Origin of the sequence: uncultured Veillonella sp. (assembly GCF_963543145.1) — a bacterium.
In the GTDB taxonomy this organism is placed as follows: domain Bacteria; phylum Bacillota; class Negativicutes; order Veillonellales; family Veillonellaceae; genus Veillonella.
This window is the reverse complement of record NZ_CAUTZP010000001.1, coordinates 65255-83788: the sequence shown is the minus strand read 5'-3', so window position 1 is coordinate 83788 and position 18534 is coordinate 65255. Positions and strand designations below refer to the sequence as shown.

Genomic DNA, 18534 nt, shown 5'->3' with positions numbered 1-18534 from the left:
TTATCGTAATACAGCTAACACTGTATCAATCATCGTTTTTATATCTTGTAAAAAAGAAAATTCCTTAATACTCTTCAAATTCCAAGCCATCTTGCCTGGTAATACCTCATTGATGTAAACTTCATCTACATTTTGAGCATATTGTAATAGCTGATCTTCATCTTTATAGGCAATGCTAGCTACACTTGTGACACCAGCCGGCAATAACAACGTAGCTTTCATCTCATCCGTATAAGCTGCCACATAACGTGGTACCTCAGGTCTTGTGCCGACAAAGCTCATATCTCCTAAGAGAATGTTGATAAGCTGAGGCAGTTCATCAAGACGACAACTGCGAAGCATATTACCCACCTTAGTAACCCGCATATCATTTTGGGAAGTTACTTGAGCACCAAGGGATTCCGCATTCTTTACCATAGTACGGAATTTATAGATACCAAAGGTGCGACCATATTGTGTCACCCGAGTTTGGCGGAAGAAAACCTCCCCATCACTATCTCGTTTGATCATGATGGCTAACACAAGAAATACAGGACTCAATGTAATAAGCATACCGGCTGCCACAACGCGGTCAAAAATACTTTTACATAGAAGACTTGTACGTCTTTGATTTAAGACTTCAAAGTAAGGGCGCACCTCTTCACACTGTAACTCTTGGGGTAGATCGTGAAAGTTTTTTACTAACATTCGGTAATAATCCTTTTAAATGTTTCAATGACATATTGCACTTCTTCATCTGTTAATAGAGTATGAAGTGGCAATGTAATTTCATTCTTAAACTGATTATAAGCATTTGGATAATCATCAATTGTGAAGCCTAAATTCTTATAAGCCGTATGCATAGGAATTGGTTTATAATGTACATTTGTTGCAATGCCAGCTTCAGCCATAGCTTCAATCACCTTGTTGCGGTATTCTGCATCACGTCCATCTAAGCGAACCAAGTATAAGTGACCACTACTTTGATGATCATCAGTATAGTGATTTAACAATGTAACAGGTAAATCTTTTAAACCTGCATCATAAGCTTCAATAATTTCCTTACGACGCGCTAACAGTTTTGGATATCTTTCAAATTGCGCCAAACCAATGGCAGCCATAATATCCGTCATATTACATTTGTAATATGTGCCTTTAATATCGTATTCCCATGCACCAGCCTTAGTTTTAGCAAGAGCATCCTTATCTTGACCATGCAACGACAATAATTGGAATTGTTTATAAATAACTTCGTCGTCGTAGCCCTCAATATGGCGCCATGTAGCGCAGCCACCTTCGGCAGTAGTAAAGTTTTTTACTGCATGGAAGGAGAAACTACTGAAGTCAGCTACATTGCCTGTATGCACACCTTTATAGGTTGCACCAAAGGAATGCGCACAGTCCGCTACGATAGGAATATGACCTAATGCTTTTTGAATATCATTAGCTGGAGTAAAGAGAGATTTCTTGTCCTCTACAATGGAACGCAAGCGATCATAGTCACAAGGCACACCAGCTATATCAACGGGAATAATCGCCTTTGTCTTTGGAGTAATGGCACGAGCAACTGCATCGTAATCCATTTCAAAAGAGTCCTTTTGTGTATCTACAAGCACTAAGGTAGCACCTACATGGACTACAGGGCTCCCACTAGCTGTATAGGAATAAGCACTCGTAATGACTTCATCACCAGGGCCAATACCTAATACACGAAGAGACATTTCAAGCGCTGCAGTTGCAGAATTCAAGCACACAGCTTTAGGTGTACCTAACTGTTCGGCAATCTTTTTCTCTAGCTCTTTAGTACGAGGACCAGTGGTAATCCACCCACTTTTTAAGGCTTCAATGACTTCGTTGATTTCTAATTCGGTAATATCGGGAGGAGAAAAATTAATTTTCATATACATCACCTCAATGCTTTCTGTACCATATTGATACGCTTGATGAATCGATTAAATTACGAATTAAGTTACAGTATTAGGCATCAATTACAATAGAGCCTAATAGAGGAATGCCTACTTGAGTAAGGCGTTTTTTTGCTTCTATCAAATCTTTTGGGCTTGCTACTTCGTTTCTAACAACGAGCATAACACCATCTGATTTTTCAGCTAATACAATAGCATCAGTGACGGATAATACTGGTGGCGTATCGATGATAACCACATCATATTCATCGCGGACATAATCTAAAATCGTTGGCAATTTACTAGAGTCTACTACTTCAGAAGGATGTTGAACCACTTCACCTGCTGTCAATACATCTAAATGAGGTTGTACATTACGATGAATCGTCAAGTCTTCATCCATCATAACTGCATTAGTAAGCCCTTTATTTTGCACATTAAATGCTAAGTGTTGTACTGGATTCCTTAAATTACCGTCAATCAGCAATACTTTATTATTGTTTTTAGATAAAGCTAATGCCGTATTAGCCGCTACTTCAGAAGTACCTTCACCACTAGTAGCGGCTGTAATACAAATAAGCTTACATTTTTGTTGATTACATACATATTGTAAATTGCTACGCAATGTACGATATGCTTCTACGAGTGCTGTATCACCACGTTCATTAGAAATTAGTCTGATCATATTAACCTCTCACTTTGCGCAACAATGCTATGATACGATTACTAGGTTCTTCGTATTCTTTCTCTTCATGATTTGGAATCACACCTAAGTTCTCAATGCCAAGAACATCATTGATTTCTTGTACAGATTGAACTTTCCGATTATAGAAGAATTGACCCAATGTGTAGAGGCAACCAAGAATGAGACCTAAAATTGCAGATCCTAATAGAATAAGACTCTTACGCGGAGCAATTGCCTTTTCTGGCAATGTAGGAGCATCTACGATTTGAACTTCATTTGGTACCATCACCTCTGCTACCTTCGCCTCTTCTAAGCGAGTGGATAACATTTGGTAGATATCTTGTGCTACATCTACATCACGTTTTGCTTGGATATAACCACGCTCTTTTTCAGGCAAGCTTTTCATGGCTTCTTCGTTTGCTTTATCAAGTTCAGCTAATGTAGATTGTTTACCTTGAGCTACTGCAAGAGCGGCTTCATTTCTAAATTTATCAGCTAACAAACCTTGTTGTGCAGAATTGCTAGAAGGTGCTTGTTGAGATGCAATAGCGTTAATTTCAGCATTTAGACCACTCTTAGCTTCTTCAATTTGTTGATTAATTTCTTTCATCACAGGATGCTCATCAGTATATTTACCAACATAAGAAGCTTTACGAGATTCTAAATCTGCTAATTGACTTTTATATGCTTGAACCGTAGCACTGTCAGCGATGCTTTTACCAGCAGAACCTAATTGTTCATTGATACTACCTAGTGCAGCTTGTGCCGTTTCTAAATCAAGTTGATTTTGCGCTTTTTCACGGTCGATCATTGTAATCTTATCTGTTAAGCCTTTCATTTGATCAGCTGTGGAATAAACTTTGTTATCAACTTGGAATTGTTGTAATTTCTTTTCTGCTTGTTCTAATTCAGTTTTTGCAGTTACAACACGTTTTTGTAAAAATTCACGAGTAGCACGTTGTTCAACATGAGAAATTTCAGCGAGGCGCCTTAAGAAGTTATCAATTAGCAATTTATTAGCCTTTTGAGCTTGTTCAGGACTTTTACCTGTTACACTCACTTGTAACAACTCAGTTTCCTTGTATGGTTTTGTTTCAATGCGCGCTTTAATAAACTCTTCGTATGTCGGCGCATTTCCTGTACCTTCAGGATCTTCAATAGCAGCAATAACTGGTTCTACTACATTACGGCTTTTTAAGATTTCTGCATCTGTGTTCATCAATTGACGAGACATAGAGTCAGAATAGCCATTGGAACTTGATAATACAGAATTGCTCAAACCTTGAGCCTGCTTAATGCGCAATATAGATGTAGATTGATATGTAGATGGCGCTAGGAAAGCATAGGCACCACCTAGTACCATGCAGGCTACTGTAACATTGATAATTTTACGGCGCTTCTTAATGAGGACTTTGCCTACCTCTTTTAAATCAATAATTTGTTCCACCCATATACCCCTTTCTGTGAAAGTATACAAACAACAGGGTCTCTCCCTCTAAGGATTGTGAACTGTGTCTCTCTCAAGCAAAGCACAGTGTGAATAAATATAAAATAGCTATATAACGATGTAGAAATATACGTGAAGCAATAACTAATATAGTAACAATTTAGACATTATGATTTGGATGATATGTAGGAACGATGTCCTGTAACACATTAATTACATCCATATCAGTTTTACATGTTTCAAAGCGCTCGATTTCACGGCTTAACCATTCTTGGTCAACATCTTCTAAGGCAGCTTCAAAGATTTTCTTATGCGTAGTTGTATTCGTGCCTTCTTCAGCAGTTAATAACTCTTCATATAATTTTTCCCCTGGACGCAAACCTGTGAATTCAATACGAATATCCTTATTTGGTTCAAAGCCAGAAAGCCGAATCATATTTTTAGCTAAATCTACAATCTTAACTGGTTCACCCATATCTAATAGGAATACTTCGCCCCCCTTACCCATGGCACCAGCTTGTAGCACTAGTTGACTTGCTTCTGGAATAGTCATGAAATAACGAGTCATTTCTGGGTCCGTAACGGTTACAGGACCGCCTGCTTCAATTTGTTTGCGGAATAAGGGAATAACAGAACCACGGCTACCAAGTACATTACCAAAACGAACCGTAATAAACTTGGTATCATATTTATGGTTCATACCTAGCACAACCTTCTCTGCCACCCGTTTAGTGGCCCCCATAACGCTAGTAGGATTAACAGCTTTATCCGTAGAAATCATAACAAATCGTTCAACCCCATGAGCACCAGCTACATCTGCTACATTTCGGGTACCGTAAACGTTATTAAGCACCGCTGCTATAGGTTGAATTTCCATAAGCGGTACATGCTTATGGGCTGCAGCATGGAATACTACCTCAGGATTATAATCTTTAAAAATTTGCTCTAATTGATTCTTATCGCGAATATCTGCAATGATGGGTACCAAAGTACCTTCTGGTGCAATGCTGCGCAATTCTTGGTGAATAATATAAATACTGTTTTCACCATGGCCAAGTAATAATAATTTTTTAGGTTTTACACGTAGTACTTGACGACAAATTTCAGAGCCAATAGAGCCACCAGCGCCTGTAACAAGAACTATTTTATCCTTAAGATATGGCTCCACCTTAGATGTATCGAGGTGAATTTCATCACGTTCTAATAGGTCTTCAATGGAAACTGGATGTAGATGAGATACAAGAACTTCGTCATCTAGCAACTGGTATACCCCTGGTAAGGTATTAATCTTACATTTAAGCGGAGAACAGATTTCCATAATCTCCCGGATAACATCGCGCTTAACCGATGGCATTGCAATGATGATTTCTTCTATCTTATATTTGGCTACCAACATAGGAATATCTTCGCGATTACCTAAAATTCTAAAGCCATTCATAAGACGGTTATGTTTAAACATATCGTCATCCACAAAGCCAATGATTCGACGAGATCGCTTATGATATCTCTCTATTTCGCGAGCAATAGTTGCCCCTGCATCGCCAGCACCAATGATCAACGTATTCACTTGGCCACTTTCACCATCGTCCCCATTGCTATAATGAAGCGCCACATAATGTAGTAACATGCGTCCCATACCTACTGCACCAGTTGCAAGGAACCAGGTAATAAAATAGATTGATCTTGGTAAAGATTTACCGAACACAAACATAGAGGAGTAAAAGATAGCCGTACCTACCGTTGTAGCTACAAATACTGCTAATACCTCGCGCATCCCTGCATAACGCCAAATACGTGTGTACAAATGCATAATTAAGAACATCAACATATAGGAAACTAGTAGGAGCGGTAAGGCATCTACCATTTGATTAATATATTGAGGTTCTATATGTCCATCAAATCGAATAAAAAGACTGACAAAAGCAACAATAACAATAGTTGCAATATCAGCAATAAACAATATGGCTGGTAATAAATATGAACGCAAAAGAACGCCCCCTTATATGACAGATAATTCTTATCCTTAATCCTTACCTATGCGTGAAACCATATAAGCGCCAGTTAAGATTGGAGCAATATCACGAGCAAAGTTAATACGGCTATTTTTAGTTAAGTAAAGAATATCGCCCTCTCTCATAATATAATTTTCAGACATATCCCCAGTTTGTAAGATACGATTTAGATTAATTGGGATTGGTTTTTCTGGTTTATTTTGATGAATTAAATAAATTTTCTTCTTCGCTGTATCCCAGTTGAAACTACCTGCAGCACCAATCGCATCTATAACAGTGCTAGACTTCGTTAGTGTATAAGCACCTGGTTGATTAATTTCACCAAACACATATACTCGAACACCACCAAGTTTGGCAACGTTTACAGTGATATCTGGATTAATAATGTATCGAGATAAGCCTTGTTGTAATTCAGCAGTAAACTCATCAACAGTTAAACCGTCTGCTTTTACGGCACCTACCATAGGGAAAGATACATAACCATCAGGACGAACTGTATACATAATGTCATTACCATTACGCGTACCAAGATCGGCTTGTTGTACTACTTGAATCGTTAATTCATCGCCTTGGCGTAGGCGATATTCCTTGTCAGAGCTAATTACAGATGCACTAGTTTCTAAGGGTGCATGGTCTTCCAACTGTACATTTTTAGCATTATAGCCCTGTTCAGTTGTTACACTTACTGGTGCAGCCATAGCTGTTGTCGTTGCACATAAGAATGCAGCTATCATCATAAACTGTTTTTTATTCATACTTTACCTCTTTGTTCTACATACAACATTTTCAATACACCACATGATTATTAGTATTATAAATACTAATAAATCGGTTAAGCTATTTTATCATTTTTTTAAATGTACTTCTACAAACCCAGGATATTTTGAGCGAACTTCATCAAACCTTCAATAACAAATCCTTAAAAAATCGTATTTTCACGGTATTTTCATGGGTGTTTTTTTACTCATTTCATAGATAATTCACTACATTTTTTATTAAAATTTAGTAAATTAATAAAATATATGTAAAATCATTTCATTATTGCCTCACTTTTTCACTTCTTATTTATCAATTTTATTGATAAATCAAAAAATAAGGTGCATATACTAATTTATTAGTATATGCACCTTATTTGAATATTTTAATAAGTATAGTAGATATTAAGTTGGCACTATTCTACACGACCACCTAAGTAAGCTTCCATAACACGTGGATTATGGCGTACTTCATCAGCAGGACCAGACAAAACCATTTTACCTGTTTCCAATACATAAGCGTAATCAGCAATTTTTAATGCTTGACGCACATTTTGTTCTACTAAGAGAACTGTTGTACCTTCAGCACTGATTTCTTTGATAGTTTCAAAAATTTCATTAACTACCAATGGAGCAAGACCCATAGATGGTTCGTCTAATAATAACAATTTTGGACGTGCCATAAGTGCACGACCAATAGCAAGCATTTGTTGCTGTCCACCAGACAAAGTACCACCTAATTGGTAACTACGCTCGTCAAGTATGGGAAATCGTTTAAATACCTTTTTGATATCCTCTTCAATTTCCTTATCTTTACGAATATAAGCGCCCATTTCTAAGTTTTCATAAACGCTCATATCTTGAAGGATTTGACGCCCTTCAGGCACTAAGGAAATGCCAGCGTGTACAATCTGATGGGTTTGACGACCAGTAATATCCTGACCTTCAAAGAGCACTCGACCAGAATTTGGTTTTACAAGGCCCATAATTGTTTTCATAGTAGTAGTTTTACCAGCACCATTGGCACCAATAAGAGATACAATAGAACCTTGTGGTACTTCTAAACTCACGTCTTTTAAGGCTGTAATATGTCCATAACCAGCCACAATATTTTCTAGTTTTAACATATTACACCTCCTCTTTACCTAAGTATGCTTCAATTACAGCCTCGTTATTTTGGATTTCTTGAGGTGTACCTTCTGCAATTTTCTTACCAAAATTAAGAACTACCATACGATCACAAATATTCATCATTAATTCCATGGCATGTTCAATAACTACAACAGTAATACCTAAATCACGAATCTTACCTATTAGTTGGCGAAGCACTTCAGTTTCACTATCATTCATACCCGCCGCAGGTTCATCGAGCAAGATCAATTGCGGATGTGTTGCTAAAGCACGAGCAATTTCAAGGCGACGTTGCTTACCATATGGCAATGATGTAGCAACTTCTTCAGCATCTTCTTCTAGTCCTACAAGCTTTAAAAATTCGTAAGCAATGCCACGACAACGTTCTTCTTCGATGCGTTGACGTTTTGTTTTCAAAAAGCTAGCCAAGAAGCCAGACCCCGTACGACAATGCATACCGGTTAATACAGTTTCAAGAGCTGTCATATTACCAAAAAGACGAATATTTTGGAACGTACGAGCAATCCCCATTTCAACAGTTCTATGAGGCCTAATACCTACTACAGACATGCCGTCAAAAACGATTTCACCAGAGCTTGTTGGAAATACACCAGTAATCAAGTTAAAAAGTGTAGTCTTGCCAGCACCATTTGGCCCGATAACACCAAATACTTCACCTTGTTTAACACCGAAGGATACACCGGTGAGAGCTGCAACGCCACCAAAGCTTTTACTTACTTCATTTAATTCTAATAGCATTCAGTTCCCTCCTATCCTTGTTTTTCTTCTTGTTGTTTGCGTTTATACGCTTCAAAACGTTCTGTTAATACTTGTGATTCCGGAATATATGGAGCCTTTTTAAAGCCTAACTTGCGGCTAATTTTGTCTACCATAGATTCTGTTAAAATACCATCTGGACGAACAGCCATCAAGATAACAAGTAATGCACCATAAATGATATCTCGATAATCGGATAAGAAACGCAATACTTCTGGCAGTAATGTAAGAATAAAGGAACCAAGTACGGAACCCCATACTACATTAGAACCACCAAATACTGGGAATAACAAGATTTGTACTACTTTATGGTAGCTGAAATCTGTAGGATTAATAAAGTTTGTAATGTGAGCATACAAACCGCCACCGATGCCAGCAATGAAAGCACCAATAATAAAGGCCATCATTTTGTAGTATACAACGTTAATCCCCATTAGTTCTGCGGCATGATCATCAGCTTTAATAGCTGCAAAAGCACGACCAACACGACTATTATTAATGCGTACACAGAAAGCAATAATTAAAGCTAATATGGCTAATAAAATGATGATAGCCATCAAGTTGCCCCATGTAACAGCATCAAGACCCATTAAACCATCCATATCAAATTCATAGGCATAGTTTGTTAACTCTTGAGGAATGGATGGGATACCGGATAAACCTAAGGCCCCATTTGTAACATCTAAGTTCAAGAAAATAACGCGTACTACTTCACCAAAACCAAGGGTAGCAATAGCAAGATATAAACCGCGAAGACGTGTTGTAGGTAAACCAATAATAACGGCTACCAGACTAGCAACCAAACCACCAACAATGATACCTACGATGATAGGTAAGTCAGCTTTCAAAGAAAGCATAGCGCCCACATAAGCGCCAACACTCATAAAACCGGCAGCCCCAAGAGAGAGCTGACCACTGGCAAGTGTAAAGTAAATAGATATACCCATGATGGCATTAATGATGAAGAACATCACGATCTGTAGATAATACGGGTTTAATAAATCCATTACGGTCTACCCCCTTTATCTTTAGAACCAAATAAGCCTTGTGGGCGCCAGAACAATAATAGGATAATGAGACCAAAGGCTACAGCATCACGGAATGTAGATGCACCATAGGCAACAGAGAATACCTCTGCTACACCTAGAATAAAGCCACCAACCATGGCACCAGTAATATTACCAAGACCACCTAAAATAAGAACTGCAAGACCTTTAAATCCAATGATAACGCCCATAGTAGGTTCAATAGCATTGAAGGATAAGCCTACAAGTACACCTGCAGCTGCACCTAGAGCGGATGCAATCATTACTGTAACAGAAATGATCATTGTAGGATTAATGCCTAGAAGAGCTGCCGTTTCAGTACTCATTGATACGGCGCGAATAGCCTTACCAATTTTAGTTTTCTTAATAACTACATTTAAAATGAGCATTAAAGCGATAGAAACACCTAAGCCAATGATTTGTACCATGGAAATTTTAAACGCCCCAAAGTCGATAAGACCTCCAATATAATCGGTTGGGAAAGATCTTGTTTGAGGACCCCAAAGCAATAATGCCAAGCTTTCAAGAAAGATAGAAACACCGATGGTACTGATAAGTGGTGCCAAGTGAGACACCTTTTTCTTGCGTAGTGGACGAAGAGCCACAAATTCTAGAAGATAACCGAGGATAGCGCCTACTGCCATAGCTACGATAAGGGCTACAAAAATGTTAACGTTAAAAATTGTTACCATAAAAAGACCAACGAAGGCACCTATCATAAAGATGCCTCCGTGAGCCATGTTGATAATATTCAAAACACCGAACACAAGTGTTAAGCCAATAGCGAGTACAGCATATAAGCTACCGAGGGTTAACCCGTTAACTAATTGTTGTAAAAACACTATACTACCTCAACTTATTTTGTTAATGCGTCAAATTGACCGTCTTTAATTTGTAATACTTGAACTTCCATGGAAGGATCGCGTTTTTCGTTGAACTTAAATTGGCCAGTTACACCAACGAAGTCAGAAATATTTTTCAATGCTTCCCGGAATTTTTCGCGATCAGTTGTAGAGCCTGCTTTTTTCAAAGCTGCTTCATAGAGATATACTGCATCGTATGCTTGTGCTGCGAATTGGTCAGGTTCTTTGCCATATTTAGCAACATAAGCTTTACGGAAGTCTTTAACCTTTTGATCGTCTTTATTAGGGAACCAAGGTGTACCAACGATAACACCATTAGCCGCATCGCCAGCAATTTTAATAAATTGTGGGCTGTTGAAGCCGTTGGAGCCAATTACAGGTTGATTCATCCCCATTTCACGCATTTTTTTCATGATAAGGGCACCTTCTTGGTAAAGGGATGCAACAATAATTACATCTGGATTTGCTTGTTGAATCTTAGTCAATTGTGCAGAGAAGTCAGTATCTTTATCTGCAAATGTTTCAGTCTCAACGATTTGCACACCTAAAGATTCCAATGCTTTGCGAGCGGTATTGTTTACAGATACCATTTGGTCATTGTTATTAGAGTACATAATAGCTGCAGTTTTGAAGCCTAAAGTTTTATGAGCTTCTCTAATAGCTGTATCTACTGCTACGGATTCTGGTACAGCATTACGGAAGATATAATCCCCGATATCTGTAATACCTTCAGCAGTTGTAGATGTACCAAGCGCTACTACTTTACTTTTATTTGCTACAGGACCAGCTGCCATCATTTCACCAGATAACATAGGACCAATAACTGCTACAACTTTATCTTTTGCAATGACTTTGTTCATCGCATTGATAGCTTCGTTTTTATCACCTTTAGTATCTTCTACTAACAATTTAATTTTTACATCATTTGCATCAGCATTGATTTCGCTTACTGCCAATTCTGCACCAGCTTTAATGGATTCACCATATGCTGCGGCACCACCAGTTGTTGTTGTTAATAATGCAATTTTAGCTTCATTGCTATTTGCATTGCCTGCATCTTTATTGCTACCACAACCAGCAGCAACTGCCATTACACCAGCAAGTCCAAAAATGGCTGCTTTTTTCAACATGGATTTATTCATGTTACACCCTTCCTTTGAAACATAAAACTTTAAATCTATATCTATATTATTAGAGTTTTTAATCCTTTGTCAATTAAAATAACTCCATAATAATATATACTATTATAAGTTATTCAGATAATTTCTCCCATTTCTCATACAACGTATCTAACTCATTTTGTGTAGATTCAATTTGTATGGAGATTTTAGACATTTCCTCTAAATCTTGTTGTACTACAGGATTTGCTAATTGCACCTCGTACATCTTCATCGTAGCCTCAAGGCGAGCGATTTCAGATTCGACCTCTGCTAATTGTTTTTCCACCATATAGGCATTCGGTTTCTTCGGATTTTCCTCTGTCGATTCTGCTAATGAAAGTACTGGTTCATGAGCTGAACCAGATTTGCTCTCAACCTTATCTGTTCCTAAGTTCTGCTCGTTAGCTAGCGCTAATAAGTCTTCTTGCTCTTTCAGCTTTTCCTTGTAGTATGAATAATTACCGAGATACTCAGTAATTTTACCATCATCTAGAACTACTGTCTTCGTAGAAACTTGATCTAAAAAATATCTATCATGAGAAATAATGAAACAGGTACCTTCAAATTGTTGCAGTGCTTCCTCTACTATTTCTCGGGTAGGAATATCTAGATGGTTTGTCGGTTCGTCCAAGATAAGGAAATTATCACCTTGAAGGAATAATTTTAGCAATGCTAAACGCGCTCTTTCTCCACCGGATAAATCACCGACTAGTTTGAACACATCATCCCCTTTAAAGAGGAATGAACCAAGTACGTTACGAGCCTTGTCTTCACTGTAGTTAAAGTGATTCATAATCTCTTCTACTACCTGCCAAGAATCATGTAGCTCTTCGTGCTCTTGCGAGAAGTAACCTACTTGTACGCGATTACCAATATCTACATGACCAGATTCAGGGAATAGTTCTCCTACAATGGTTTTTACTAGAGTCGATTTACCTGCTCCATTAGGACCGATAAGGGCCACAGACTCACCGCGGCGAACAACGAGAGATATATCATCAATGATGCGACTTTCACCATACCCAACAGATAAGTGATCTAAGACTAGAACCTTATCAGCACTCATAGCCGCTGGCGGGAAGGAAAATTGTAAATGATGTGAAGTAACAGGTGCCTCAAGACGTTCTAATCGATTAAGTTGCGATTGACGACCACGAGCCATTTTAGACTTGATACCTGCACGGTACTTATCTATATAAGCCTCTGTTTTCTTGATGTACTCTTGTTGCTTCTCATAAGCCACCATATCAGCCTTCAGCCGTTCATCACGTTGTTGAATATAACGACTGTAGTTGCCACGATATGTTGTAGCCTTATGATTATCTAGCTCTATAACTCCCGTGACAATACGGTCTAAGAAGTAACGGTCATGGCTGACGATGAGAATACCGCCAGGATAGGCGGATAAATACCCTTCAAGCCACTCGAGCATATCCATATCTAAATGGTTTGTCGGTTCGTCCAAGAAGAGAAAATCTGGACGACGAACTAAGGCCTTTGCTAAGTTAATACGCGTCTTTTGACCTCCAGAAAACGCATTAGCCGGTTTGTCTAGGTCTTCATCAGTAAAGCCTAAACCATAAACAATACGCTTTGTCTTTTGCTCATAGTCATACCCACCAAGCCATTCCAGACGATTTTGTAAATAATCTAAGCGTTGTAAATCAGCTTCACTAGCCGCTTCAGTTTCTAAGCGTTTTGTAAGTTCTTTGAGTTGTTCTTCCAATGCATGTACATCAGCCCAAGCCTTTTCTATTTCCGTAGCAAGGCTATCATCGCCAAGATTTACATCTTGTTGTAAATAGCCAATACTTGCAACAGGAGACTTAACCACATTACCTTCATCGAGCTCCTCATAGCCTAATATGCATTTTAATAAGGTAGATTTACCAGCTCCATTGGGCCCTACCAAGGCGAGTCGATCGCCCTCTTTTATCTCAAAAGACACATTGGAAAATACTTGGCGCACCCCAAATGATTTTCCAAGGCCTATCATTCGAATGCGTTCCATTCACAACCTCCTAATCATTTACCTTTTATTATACCACAGTTGCCCGGACTAACATCAACATTTCTATAGAATCTTTTGTTTTTCTGCTATGACGAAATAATTTCCCTAACAACGGAATATCGCCTAATATGGGTACCTTTTGTATTTGGTGCTGATCTCGATTATCCATGAGCCCACCTATGACAAGTACTTCGCCTTGTTGTAAACGTACTCTAGTATGAGCCTGCCTTGTACTAATTTTATAAGCTTTCATTTCCGATACCATAATCGGTGTACTTACCTCGGCATGTATTTTTGCATCTACACCGCCATCAGCCGTAATAATAGGAGTATAGTTTAACTTAATCCCTACCTCTTCATAGCGCGTAGATCGCTTGCGCTCTCCATTTACCTCTGACTCTTCTATAACAGGGATGCGTTCACCTATTAGTATATGTGCAGTCTCACCATTAAGGGCCATAATAGATGGTTTTGCTATTAGGACAGCTTTTCCAGAGCTTTCCATAAGACTTAGCTCTGGTTTCACAAAAAACTTGTAAGCTTCTCCACTTGGTGTTTTACCAAAGGTAACGGCTCCATACGAATTAGTCTTATCATCACCATGGCCAGTCAAACTGAGCCAAGACCAGCGAAATCCTTGTTCTTTTGCATAGGATTGCTCCATAGCAATAATTGTAGCTTCTAATTGCACTTGTTTAGGCTCCTTATCGATGGCACGGACTAAGGTTTCTACCCGCCTTTTTTCTCCACTTGTTAAATGCATAATAACTTCATTTTGTTCTGAAAGTACGGCCATTTTATCATTCTTTACTACCGTGCCCATTACAGATTTCAAAGATTCAGCTGATAAGTGTTCTGGTGATAGTACATAGAGCTCTCTGTTCTCCAGTGCCAAGTCATCAGATTCAATAAGTAATGTATTATGTTGCTTTGATACAGAAAAATGATATATCCGCCCTAGTTCTTTGATAACCTCTTCTGGAGAGGCCCCTTTTACGGTTGCCGTAATATGACCCTTTAATGACTCTACACCAATAACTGATATACCATAACTTCGACAAATGCCTAATACAGTTTCTCTTAATGATCCGTTCCGTACAGATATTGTAATTGGTTCTTTATCTTTATTAATCTCAATGCTATTTATTGCACTATCAGTTGCACTATTGCTTGTACTATTGGTTTCATTATTGGCTACATTATTTCTTATATTATTTGTTGTTATTTCGTCTGTAGTATTTCCTAATACAACTAATGGTCCTACTAATAATAAATATATCAGAATAGCTATTAGTGTAACTATTTTTATAATCACTCGATTTTTAGCCATCTTGTTGAACCTCCTTCGGCGATTTCTACACTATTTTCAGTAATTGCAGATACTGATATCCCTTGCCAACTACTTCCAATCGTAACCATCTGCTCCTCTGAGCCTCTTCGTAAAATAGCAACCTTTTGATTTCCTTCAATAATTCCCACAAGTTCGAGTGGTTGTTCTGGAGTCAACGCCACAGAATTAATCACTGTGCTGGAGTGAACACTTTCATTACTAAAGTTATTGATATCATCATGGGCTATATTGCCATTCAAATCTTTACTTTTTCTATCCGTTTTTATAGTTTTATTCTTAGTACCCCTATGTCGTCGTGTAGTTCTTTTATTACTAATTTTCTTACTATTATTAAGTGATGTTTCGTCATTGGTAATAGTATCTAAATCGTTATCTGCATCTTTAGACTCATCATTTTGGCTTAATAAATCGATGCTAGAAACATCTTTAAAAACTTCTCGCCAAGGATGAGGCCGTTCTACACTGCTCACATCATATAGTAATCGTCCCTTAACAAGAGAATCAGCTTTCCCATCATGTATGGCCTTATTATCCATTCCATCTTTACTAGATGTTACGTTATCCTTACCATTTCTTTTTTTATTTGGCCCCCTTTGTGATTGCGCTTTTGTATCCCCCTCCCTTTGATGATCAATACTATTCTCTAATTGCTCTGAATTAATATTGACATGTTCCTCTTCGTGAGGATAAAAGATACCAACTCCTATCATTGCTAAAGCAAGTAAAAAGAAAATAAAAATTGCAATTCGATAGTGTTGTACAAGAAAACATTGTCTACTAACCCAGCCTTTGATCTGTTCTATATAATCTTGTAAGTTCATAATTCACCTCCTTCGAACTATTTCTAGGAACCCCTTTTAAATCCCTACAAAAAAATGACTCTACCAGTCACCTAGGTGACTAATAGAGTCATTCATTATATTGACAAATCAAAAGGATTTGTTATTATTTTGTTTTATTTAGTATTAAAGCCATCTGGATGAGATGTATGCCATTTCCAAGCATCTTTAATAACATCAGCTACATTACTGAATTTAGGATTCCAACCAAGTAAGTTTTTGATTTTTTCAGAAGAAGCAATCAAAGTACCTGGGTCACCAGCACGACGTTCACCATATTGAACAGGAATATCAATACCTGTAACCTCTTTTGCAGTTTCGATGATTTCTTTTACGGAGAAACCATTACCACTACCAAGGTTAAATACTTGGGATTCGCCACCTTTACGTAAATAGTCCATAGCTAATACATGTGCAGCTGCTAAATCATTAACATGAATATAGTCGCGCACACATGTACCATCAGCTGTATCATAGTCAGTACCAAATACAGTTATATGCTCTCTTTTGCCACGAGCTGCATCGAGCACAAGGGGAATCAAATGAGTTTCTGGGTGATGGTCTTCACCAATCGTACCAGATGGATCGGCACCTGCCGCATTGAAGTATCGCAATGCTACGTATGTAGATCCATAAATAGAACTATAATCAGATAGCATTTCTTCAATCATCAATTTAGTGCGACCATACACATTTGTTGGTTGCAATTGAGCGTCCTCTCGAATTGGTAGCACCTGAGGCTCACCATATACTGCAGCCGTACTAGAGAATACGAAATGCTTCACACCTGCAGCACGAGCAGATTCAATAAGGTGATAAGAACCAACCACATTATTTTCATAATAAATAGCTGGGTTTACCATGGATTCCCCAACTTGAGAGTGGGCTGCAAAATGCATAACACCAATGATATTATGGTCTTTCATAATATCGACTAACTTAGGATCTGCAATATCCATATTGTAGAATGTAACCCCTTCAGGAATAGATTCTACATGTCCGCGAGATAAATTATCTACAATGATTGGTGTATAACCTGCCTGTTGTAAGGCACGTACAGTATGACTCCCAATATAACCAGCACCACCTGTTACTAAAATATTCATAGTTCCCCCTTATGAATTATGTGTATCCTTTGCACTAGCCAATTTAGGCCCAATGAGACGTTTATAGACCTCAACACCTGGTTGGTCAAAGGCATCAACACCAGCAAAAATAGACTCGAAATAAACCGCCCAACAATGCATAAACATAATTTCCCCTAAATGGAATGCATTAAGCGTTGGTACAGTTATAGTCATGTTAAAGCGATTGTCACTAGATAAGGCCTCTCTATTGGCATCTAAGGCAATATTTAAAATATCACAAATCCCTACATCCGATAGAGAATGTAACCTTTCATATTGACTATATGTATCTGGCACAATGAGATTATGTTTCCAGTCTTTAACCTTAATAAATTGCACAACTTTATTAAGGCGCCCCTCTTGATGTTCCTGCACTTGAGCATGCATATCCATAGTACCTACTGCAGCTACTGGAGTACGACCATATGGCAAACAAGTATTACTCATCTTTCCAAGTGATTCAGACAAAAGCTGCACATACCAGTCGGATAAAGAGTGAAGCGCGTCACTATATGGCATAAATACTTCAATAATACGACCATACCGTTCAGATGCAATATATTTTAATAAAGCACTTAATAAAGCAGGGTTTTTGAAAATATCTTCTTCTTGACACGCTGCATCCATAGAGGCTGCACCAGCTAAGAAGCCTTCAATATCAAAACCCACAAGAGCAGCAGTTACAAAGCCCACCTCTGTAAATACAGAGAAACGGCCACCAACGCCATAGGGAATACTGTAAGTCTTCCAATTATTTTCTAACGCCATAGCCCTTAAGATTGTAGGATGTTCATCATCAGATACATCTGTTACGGCCACTACTTCATAGTTGATATTACGATCTTGTAAAGCCTGCTCCAAAATCATGAAGTTAGCCATTGGTTCGATGGTAGAACCAGACTTGGAGGTAATAACAAGCATCACCTTATAGTCAGGGCCTTTTTTCTGAGCTTGATATTCTAAGGTACGGATAAGACCTGCTAAATAGTCGCCATCTACGTTAAAGCCAGCAAAGTACATCCGTGGATAGCCATTACGTTCTTCTGTACTTAGATTATTCCAAAATGCACCACATTGAACGTCAAAAATAACCTTGCTCCCTAAGTAGGAGCCGCCAATACCTACAGACACAACTGTATCGATATTGTGACGTGCATAGTCACGCAATTCGTAAAGACGTTTCAACATATCAGGTGTATTAATACCATCTTCCGAAATATATGGCAGCTGATAAAACAATACAGGTTCAGGCAAACCATCTTTAGAAACATGGCCTTCTTCATAGCCTGTTGAACGTAAAATATTTGTATGGCGCCACACGTTTTGTATGGCTCGTTCAAAATTTTTTACATCTCGCTCTTGTATGCAACTTTCATTATATATGTTAGCGTAATCTAACTCGAACCCCGATTGTAATCGCAACATCAAATATCTCCTTCACTGACAT

Annotated in this window: 16 protein-coding genes; all 16 read right to left on the bottom strand. The window is 38.2% G+C overall.

The genetic code is table 11. The features are described from left to right. Positions 1-687 carry a sugar transferase gene (locus tag RWZ05_RS00375; RefSeq protein WP_314640976.1) on the bottom strand — a complete coding sequence of 229 codons (687 nt, stop codon included), beginning with the start codon at positions 685-687 and terminating at the stop codon, positions 1-3. Then, positions 681-1880 (bottom strand): DegT/DnrJ/EryC1/StrS family aminotransferase, encoded by a 1200-nt coding sequence (locus RWZ05_RS00370; protein ID WP_314640974.1) that lies wholly within the window; start codon positions 1878-1880, stop codon positions 681-683. Before RWZ05_RS00370 ends, RWZ05_RS00375 begins: the two co-directional genes overlap by 7 nt. 76 nt (positions 1881-1956) lie before the next feature. Further along, positions 1957-2568, bottom strand: a complete 612-nt coding sequence (locus RWZ05_RS00365; RefSeq protein WP_105097833.1) for a CpsD/CapB family tyrosine-protein kinase — start codon at positions 2566-2568, stop codon at positions 1957-1959. 1 nt (position 2569) lies between these two features. After that, positions 2570-4015: a GNVR domain-containing protein gene (locus RWZ05_RS00360; protein ID WP_314640971.1), complete on the bottom strand. Its 1446-nt coding sequence runs from the start codon at positions 4013-4015 to the stop codon at positions 2570-2572. Between the two features lie 160 nt (positions 4016-4175). Then, positions 4176-6002 (bottom strand): nucleoside-diphosphate sugar epimerase/dehydratase, encoded by a 1827-nt coding sequence (locus RWZ05_RS00355; RefSeq protein WP_314640970.1) that lies wholly within the window; start codon positions 6000-6002, stop codon positions 4176-4178. 36 nt (positions 6003-6038) lie between these two features. Then, entirely contained in the window at positions 6039-6782 is a 744-nt protein-coding gene (locus tag RWZ05_RS00350; RefSeq protein WP_314640968.1) for a polysaccharide biosynthesis/export family protein, read from the bottom strand. 416 nt (positions 6783-7198) lie between these two features. Next, on the bottom strand, positions 7199-7909 hold the full coding sequence (locus RWZ05_RS00345) for an ABC transporter ATP-binding protein (protein WP_314640966.1): 711 nt from the start codon (positions 7907-7909) through the stop codon (positions 7199-7201). A gap of 1 nt (position 7910) precedes the next feature. After that, complete coding sequence (locus tag RWZ05_RS00340; RefSeq protein ID WP_314640964.1) at positions 7911-8672, bottom strand: ABC transporter ATP-binding protein; 762 nt, start codon at positions 8670-8672, stop codon at positions 7911-7913. An 11-nt stretch (positions 8673-8683) separates the two neighbouring features. Beyond that, on the bottom strand, positions 8684-9697 hold the full coding sequence (locus tag RWZ05_RS00335) for a branched-chain amino acid ABC transporter permease (RefSeq protein ID WP_314640963.1): 1014 nt from the start codon (positions 9695-9697) through the stop codon (positions 8684-8686). Then, complete coding sequence (locus tag RWZ05_RS00330) at positions 9697-10578, bottom strand: branched-chain amino acid ABC transporter permease (protein ID WP_314640961.1); 882 nt, start codon at positions 10576-10578, stop codon at positions 9697-9699. Before RWZ05_RS00330 ends, RWZ05_RS00335 begins: the two co-directional genes overlap by 1 nt. A 14-nt stretch (positions 10579-10592) precedes the next feature. Continuing rightward, the gene (locus tag RWZ05_RS00325; protein ID WP_314640958.1) at positions 10593-11741 is read right to left on the bottom strand and encodes an ABC transporter substrate-binding protein; all 1149 of its coding nucleotides are present in this window, start codon (positions 11739-11741) and stop codon (positions 10593-10595) included. 109 nt (positions 11742-11850) lie between these two features. Then, a complete protein-coding gene (locus RWZ05_RS00320; protein ID WP_314640955.1) occupies positions 11851-13770 on the bottom strand; it encodes an ABC-F family ATP-binding cassette domain-containing protein in 1920 nt (639 codons plus the stop codon). A gap of 28 nt (positions 13771-13798) precedes the next feature. Beyond that, positions 13799-15100, bottom strand: coding sequence for a secretion protein (locus RWZ05_RS00315; protein WP_314640953.1), 1302 nt, complete (start codon positions 15098-15100; stop codon positions 13799-13801). Next, a complete protein-coding gene (locus RWZ05_RS00310; protein ID WP_314640951.1) occupies positions 15082-15942 on the bottom strand; it encodes a hypothetical protein in 861 nt (286 codons plus the stop codon). The genes RWZ05_RS00315 and RWZ05_RS00310 overlap by 19 nt, the downstream gene beginning before the upstream one ends. A gap of 134 nt (positions 15943-16076) precedes the next feature. Continuing rightward, positions 16077-17066: a UDP-glucose 4-epimerase GalE gene (gene galE / locus RWZ05_RS00305; RefSeq protein ID WP_314640949.1), complete on the bottom strand. Its 990-nt coding sequence runs from the start codon at positions 17064-17066 to the stop codon at positions 16077-16079. Positions 17067-17075: 9 nt separating this feature from the next. Continuing rightward, complete coding sequence (locus tag RWZ05_RS00300; protein ID WP_314640946.1) at positions 17076-18512, bottom strand: glucose-6-phosphate isomerase; 1437 nt, start codon at positions 18510-18512, stop codon at positions 17076-17078. Between the last annotated feature and the right edge of the window lie 22 nt (positions 18513-18534).

Coding starts and splice junctions, on each gene's coding strand:
- RWZ05_RS00375 (WP_314640976.1), bottom strand. CDS start 687: ATGTTAGTAAAAAACTTTCACGATCTACCCCAAGAGTTACAGTGTGAA.
- RWZ05_RS00370 (WP_314640974.1), bottom strand. CDS start 1,880: ATGAAAATTAATTTTTCTCCTCCCGATATTACCGAATTAGAAATCAAC.
- RWZ05_RS00365 (WP_105097833.1), bottom strand. CDS start 2,568: ATGATCAGACTAATTTCTAATGAACGTGGTGATACAGCACTCGTAGAA.
- RWZ05_RS00350 (WP_314640968.1), bottom strand. CDS start 6,782: ATGAATAAAAAACAGTTTATGATGATAGCTGCATTCTTATGTGCAACG.
- RWZ05_RS00345 (WP_314640966.1), bottom strand. CDS start 7,909: ATGTTAAAACTAGAAAATATTGTGGCTGGTTATGGACATATTACAGCC.
- RWZ05_RS00340 (WP_314640964.1), bottom strand. CDS start 8,672: ATGCTATTAGAATTAAATGAAGTAAGTAAAAGCTTTGGTGGCGTTGCA.
- RWZ05_RS00335 (WP_314640963.1), bottom strand. CDS start 9,697: ATGGATTTATTAAACCCGTATTATCTACAGATCGTGATGTTCTTCATC.
- RWZ05_RS00325 (WP_314640958.1), bottom strand. CDS start 11,741: ATGAATAAATCCATGTTGAAAAAAGCAGCCATTTTTGGACTTGCTGGT.
- RWZ05_RS00320 (WP_314640955.1), bottom strand. CDS start 13,770: ATGGAACGCATTCGAATGATAGGCCTTGGAAAATCATTTGGGGTGCGC.
- RWZ05_RS00315 (WP_314640953.1), bottom strand. CDS start 15,100: ATGGCTAAAAATCGAGTGATTATAAAAATAGTTACACTAATAGCTATT.
- RWZ05_RS00310 (WP_314640951.1), bottom strand. CDS start 15,942: ATGAACTTACAAGATTATATAGAACAGATCAAAGGCTGGGTTAGTAGA.
- galE (WP_314640949.1), bottom strand. CDS start 17,066: ATGAATATTTTAGTAACAGGTGGTGCTGGTTATATTGGGAGTCATACT.
- RWZ05_RS00300 (WP_314640946.1), bottom strand. CDS start 18,512: ATGTTGCGATTACAATCGGGGTTCGAGTTAGATTACGCTAACATATAT.